Below are 5,279 nucleotides of genomic sequence, written 5' to 3' on the forward strand. Positions count from 1 at the left end.
ATCAGAACCTCGTCTGTCAATCCAACAAACAGGCCATTCTCTAGAACGCCAGGAATATTGTTGATTGTTTTTTCTAGTTCAGCCGGATTATCAATGCCTGCTATTTTCACATCCAGTACCATGTTGCCCTGATCCGTAATTACTGGGCCATCTTTATTGACTCCCATACGTAATTCAGGAGTTCCCCCTAAAGCTTCCAACGCACGGGTTACTGGAGCCACTGCCATTGGCAATACCTCTACTGGTAGAGCAAAGGTAGACCCTAGTTTATCAACCAGTTTGGAGCTGTCAACGACAACAATAAAGCGCTCTGCCAACCCATCAACTACTTTCTCTCGAGTGTGAGCTGCACCGCCACCCTTGATCAAGTTTTGCTGAGGGTCTACTTCATCTGCACCGTCGATGGCGATGTCAATGCGGGGGGCTTCATCCAGCGTAGTCAGGGGAATACCATGCTTTTTAGCGAGTACGGAAGCTTGAAATGATGTGGGAATACCAACGATGTCAGTAATTTCGCCAGCAGCCAGACGCTCACCGATAAACTGAATGGCAAAGGCTGTTGTGGAACCTGTGCCCAGGCCTACAATTGCTCCAGATTTTACCTGGGCAGCGGCTGCGCGACCTACCTCTTGCTTCATTAACTTAACTGGGTCCATATCTCCCATTGGGTCGATAACTCCTATGACTGTCTTTAACAATGGCGATGCTGACTAGCGATAACTTATCGTTTAATCAGCAATAGCTCATCTTTAGTATCTAGCATGACGGATATCGGGGCGGCTGCATAGGCGAAAGTCACACCTACAGAAATTTTCGGGCTATGACTATGACACTTTGGAGTGTGGCCATACGGAGACATGCTGGCATCTATGTAGTTTTACCTACACACTTTAAAATGTAGCGTTATGAGTTTTTTACCTCATGCCCTCTTGAGAGCACTGAAATCGTGGCGATGGCTGCTGGCACCTTTGGTTTGTTTACTAGTGATTGTACCCACTGCTGCCATACCCCAAGAACTTACCCCTAATCAAATGGTTCTAGGGATGGAACTTAGGTTAGAAACAGAATATGAAACTTACTTTGGTGAGAACCTGACTGACGTAACCCAGTCTTCTGCGGAGATTGCTGCTACACTTGCTCGTGTAGGTGAAGAAACCGGAACAACGCCTGCGGTGCTCTGGGCAACTCCCCGTGAAGATCGCCTTAGTTTGGTACTGATTACTCCCAACGGTGAACCCATTGTTCGTGATTTGTACGATGCTCCTAAAGAGCGTCTTGAAAAAACAACCGAGCAGTTTTATCGACACATTAGCCGTCCTTCGGGAAATGCCTATTTACCTGCGGCCCGTCAGCTGTATGACTGGTTAATTGGCACTTATGAAGATGAATTTCTCGCTCCGGCAGGCATTGATACGTTATTGGTCTGTGCGAGCGATGGTCTCCGAGGTCTGGCTCTACCGGCGCTCTACGACGGTCAGCAATTTTTGATTGAGAAATACAAAACAGCAATTATTCCAGCGTTTAATTTGATTGAGACAGATTATAGGCCAATTGAATCAAACAATCTGTTAGCGATGGGAGCGTCCGAGTTTACGGATTTGTCGCCGCTACCGGCAGTACCGGTCGAGCTTTCTAATATTGCCTGGCAGTTGAGAACAGCTGGAGGTCGCGATCGCACCTGGCAAGACCGCTCTCTACTCAACCAAAGCTTTACCCTAGAGAACTTCAATACCTTACTCAGCCGTCAGTCCTACGACATTGTTCACCTGGCTACCCATGCTGAATTCAAACCTGGCAGACCGGACAATTCCTATATTCAGCTATGGGATCAGCGGCTTACCCTAGAAGAGATGAGTAATCTGGACTGGCAGCTGCCTCAGTTAGAACTATTAGTACTGAGCGCTTGCGAAACAGCCGTCGGTGATAGCGATGCCGAGCTAGGTTTTGCCGGATTAGCGCTTAGAGCCGGGGTTAAATCAGCCGTGGCCAGTCTTTGGGATGTGAGCGATACGGGCACTCTGGCTCTGATGAGTGAGTTCTATCACCAGATTCCTAAAACGGCTACTAAGGCAGGAGCGCTGCGCCAGGCTCAGCTCAATTTACTTAGGGGAAATACCGAAGCCATCGATCTCAGTCGGCTACCAAAAACAGCTAACGCGGTCCAACCAGCAGATGACCTATCCCATCCGTTCTACTGGGCTGGTTTTAGTATGATCAGCAGCCCCTGGTAAAGAAGACGGTATTCTAATTAATTGACTAGCTTAGAAAAGCTCATGCTGGGACCGCGCTTGTCTCAGGTCCTGACTTTAGGGCAAGCTAAAGCTTCGTTGAGAACTGTACATTCTTGCAGGCAGGGTTGCCGGTAAGCGTCTTCTGTCTCTAGGGGCGGTGGGACTTGACCAAATACCATATCGCAGCTGAGGTCTTCAAAATTTGGCGTCATGGTGAGAGGAATACCAAACTTTTCCGTAAAAAACTGCTGGGTGGGTAGCTTGCACATGTTGATACACATGCCTACACAGCCGCTTTGTTCTAAGTAACGACACTTTTTAATGTGTACATTACTTTTCTGATGACGAGTTTGACCTGTGGCTGTTTTGATCTCGACTGACTGCACTTCACAGGGACCCACCAGCCATTCAAATAGCTGAGTGGCAAACCAGGCGTTGAGTTCACACACTAGCTGAGTGGGAGAGAAAAATGTGCGAATCCCCCACAGAACAGGTGCTGGCACCAATGACTGTAGGACCACTGCCACTAGCTGTTGCTGCTGCTGGGAATTGCGCCCCCGCATAATCTTTTGCGAAAGCTCTACAAATCCGTCATAGCCCGACTGGCGGCTGCGTTCGCCGACAGCATTGGACATTTTATGAGCGAACAGACGGATAAAAAGCTGGTCAAAAAAGGTATCGTGATAGGTCGTTTTTTCCACCGTTGGGAGCTGAATAGTGTGGGTCTAGTAGTAGCCTAATACCTGCTCGGGCTAATTTGCATATCTGACAGGGGAAACCCGGGGGCAAGCTATGGACTTTCGCTCTCATCTGCCATGGTGTCTGTGTCTGTGTCGGCAGCCATTAAGTACTTAACCGTCAAATAAATCACCACCATGCCCAGCCAAATTGATGAGGTCAGCTGACGCAGGTGATTGGTTTGCCATAGGGTAATCAGACTGAGGGCAACGCCATTGGCTAATAAGACTGGCCAGCGGGCTTGCATTGGAAAGGGACGAATGGGGGCGTGGCTGTGGGGATATAGCTGAACATTGGCGGCTGTATTAAAAAACAACTGGCTGATGATAAAAATCACCATGCCTAGTGCTAGATGATGCCACACCAGATAAAACCCAATCAGCTCAATAATAATGGTGCTTAGGGTAATGCCATAGAACCTAACGACGCGGTGATCGGCTAGGGAAACCTGGTAAATATTGTCCAAATCAACCCAGGTCATACGTCCCTGGTCGATACATATCAGGATGAGGGCAATGGCAATGGCGACACTACCCGTCAGGTTAGTGGTTGGAAATAAAAGGTGGTGCCAGCCAATACCGCCAGCGGCAATCCAAAATAAGCTGACTATACTCCGAGTGGGCCAGGGGGCTAAAGCACGCTGCATTGGCCCTGATGACGCAGTAGATGATCGCAGAGCACTAGCGCTGTCATGGCTTCTACCATGGGCACCGCCCGCGGGAGAACGCAGGGGTCGTGACGACCGCGCCCGGATAGGGTGGTCTCATTACCTTGCTGGTCTACGGTTTTTTGCTCTTTGAGGATGGTAGCCGTAGGCTTAAATGCAACGCGGGTAATAATGTTCTCACCGTTGGAGATCCCCCCCTGGGTCCCACCTGAGCGGTTAGTGCGGGTGCGGATATTGCCGTCAGCGTCGGTGTAAAACTCGTCGTTGTGTTGGCTGCCGGTGAGAAAGGTACCGGCAAAGCCAGAGCCCAGTTCAAATCCTTTGCTGGCGGGCAAGGACATCATGCCTTTGGCGAGGTCGGCCTCTAGCTTGTCAAAGACGGGAGACCCGAGACCTTTGGGGACTTTGCGTGCCACACATTCCACGACACCACCGATGGAGTCGCCATCTTTGCGCACCTGGTCAATGCGGGCAATCATTTCTTCGGCAAAGTCTGGGTTGGGACAGCGGACGATGTTGCTTTCTACTTGCTCCAGGGTGACTGCGTCAGGGTCGATGGGGGCTTCCATGTCTTGAATACGTTTGACGTAGGCAACAATCTCGACGCCAGCCACTTGGTGCAGGATTTTTTTTGCGATCGCACCCGCCGCTACTCTACCAATGGTTTCCCGCGCTGAGGACCGTCCACCACCCTGGTAGTTACGAATCCCGTACTTGGCATCATAGGTGGCATCCGCATGAGATGGACGATACTTGGTGGCCATTTCGCCATAGTCCTGGGGCCGCTGGTCCTTATTACGCACCAAAATCGTAATCGGCGTTCCTAAGGTCTTGCCCTGAAACACTCCAGAAACAATCTCGCAGGTGTCCGTTTCCTTGCGGGGTGTGGTGATCTTGCTTTGTCCGGGTCGCCGCCGGTCCAAATCCACCTGGATTTCCTCAGCCGAAATCTCTAGCTGAGGCGGACAACCATCAATAACAACACCGACACCACCGCCGTGGGATTCGCCAAATGTGGTAATGCGGAACAGGTGACCGAAGGTGTTGCCCATAGATTTTATAAAGGGTGGTTGAAGCTTCTCAATCCTACCGTAGGACGAGGTCTCTGTAGCCCCTTAACGCAATCGCCAATAATCAACCACATTCATGTCATGGTTCATTTTCATGTGATTGCGTGGGTTCACGGCCTGGCCCTTATAGTAAATGCCGTAATGCAAATGGGGACCAGACGAACGTCCCGTGTTACCCAAATAGCCCACCACATCGCCCCGCTTAACTCTGGCACCGGTTTCTACAGCGAGCTTTGACATGTGAGCATACAAGGTTTCATAACCATAGCCGTGTTTGAGAGTGACCGTATTACCATAGCCACCGTGATAGTCTGCTCGCTCGACCACACCATCTGCCGTGGCAAAAATAGCCGTGCCATAGGGACCCACAAAGTCAGTGCCCTCATGGGTTTCGTAGGAGTACCCCCCGAACGGATTGCGTCGGATACCAAATTCAGACGAGATATCGAGGGGACCGCCGATGGGGAGACCGTCAGGGTACGCTGCAACCTCAGCTTCCTCCTCAGCCAACGTCTGCTCCAAAGCGGGTTTGATGCTAACGTCCAACAGTTCGTTCAGCTTAGGCAGTTTAGA

Annotated in this window: 6 protein-coding genes; 1 reads left to right on the top strand and 5 read right to left on the bottom strand. The window is 50.5% G+C overall.

Features of this window, described 5'->3' with window-relative positions; genetic code table 11:
* Positions 1 to 656 (bottom strand): ribose-5-phosphate isomerase RpiA (rpiA, locus tag IQ260_RS27530; RefSeq protein WP_322745062.1); only part of this gene is annotated, 656 nt, incomplete at its 3' end.
* Positions 657 to 905: 249 nt separating this feature from the next.
* Between rpiA and IQ260_RS27535 the strand changes: the two genes are divergently transcribed.
* Positions 906 to 2,231, top strand: coding sequence for a CHAT domain-containing protein (locus tag IQ260_RS27535; protein WP_193996272.1), 1,326 nt, complete (start codon positions 906 to 908; stop codon positions 2,229 to 2,231).
* Between the two features lie 62 nt (positions 2,232 to 2,293).
* Here the strand turns inward: IQ260_RS27535 and IQ260_RS27540 are convergent, their stop codons facing one another.
* The 4 genes from IQ260_RS27540 to IQ260_RS27555 form a co-directional block, all read right to left on the bottom strand.
* Positions 2,294 to 2,932 carry a DUF4033 domain-containing protein gene (locus IQ260_RS27540; RefSeq protein WP_322745063.1) on the bottom strand — a complete coding sequence of 213 codons (639 nt, stop codon included), beginning with the start codon at positions 2,930 to 2,932 and terminating at the stop codon, positions 2,294 to 2,296.
* Between the two features lie 89 nt (positions 2,933 to 3,021).
* Positions 3,022 to 3,615: a hypothetical protein gene (locus IQ260_RS27545; RefSeq protein WP_193996273.1), complete on the bottom strand. Its 594-nt coding sequence runs from the start codon at positions 3,613 to 3,615 to the stop codon at positions 3,022 to 3,024.
* Positions 3,600 to 4,688 carry a chorismate synthase gene (gene aroC / locus IQ260_RS27550; RefSeq protein WP_193996274.1) on the bottom strand — a complete coding sequence of 363 codons (1,089 nt, stop codon included), beginning with the start codon at positions 4,686 to 4,688 and terminating at the stop codon, positions 3,600 to 3,602. The genes IQ260_RS27545 and aroC overlap by 16 nt, the downstream gene beginning before the upstream one ends.
* Before the next feature lie 63 nt (positions 4,689 to 4,751).
* Positions 4,752 to 5,279 (bottom strand): M23 family metallopeptidase (locus tag IQ260_RS27555; RefSeq protein WP_193996275.1); only part of this gene is annotated, 528 nt, incomplete at its 5' end.

This window comes from Leptolyngbya cf. ectocarpi LEGE 11479, from assembly GCF_015207065.1.
Classification (GTDB): domain Bacteria; phylum Cyanobacteriota; class Cyanobacteriia; order Phormidesmidales; family Phormidesmidaceae; genus Leptothoe; species Leptothoe ectocarpi.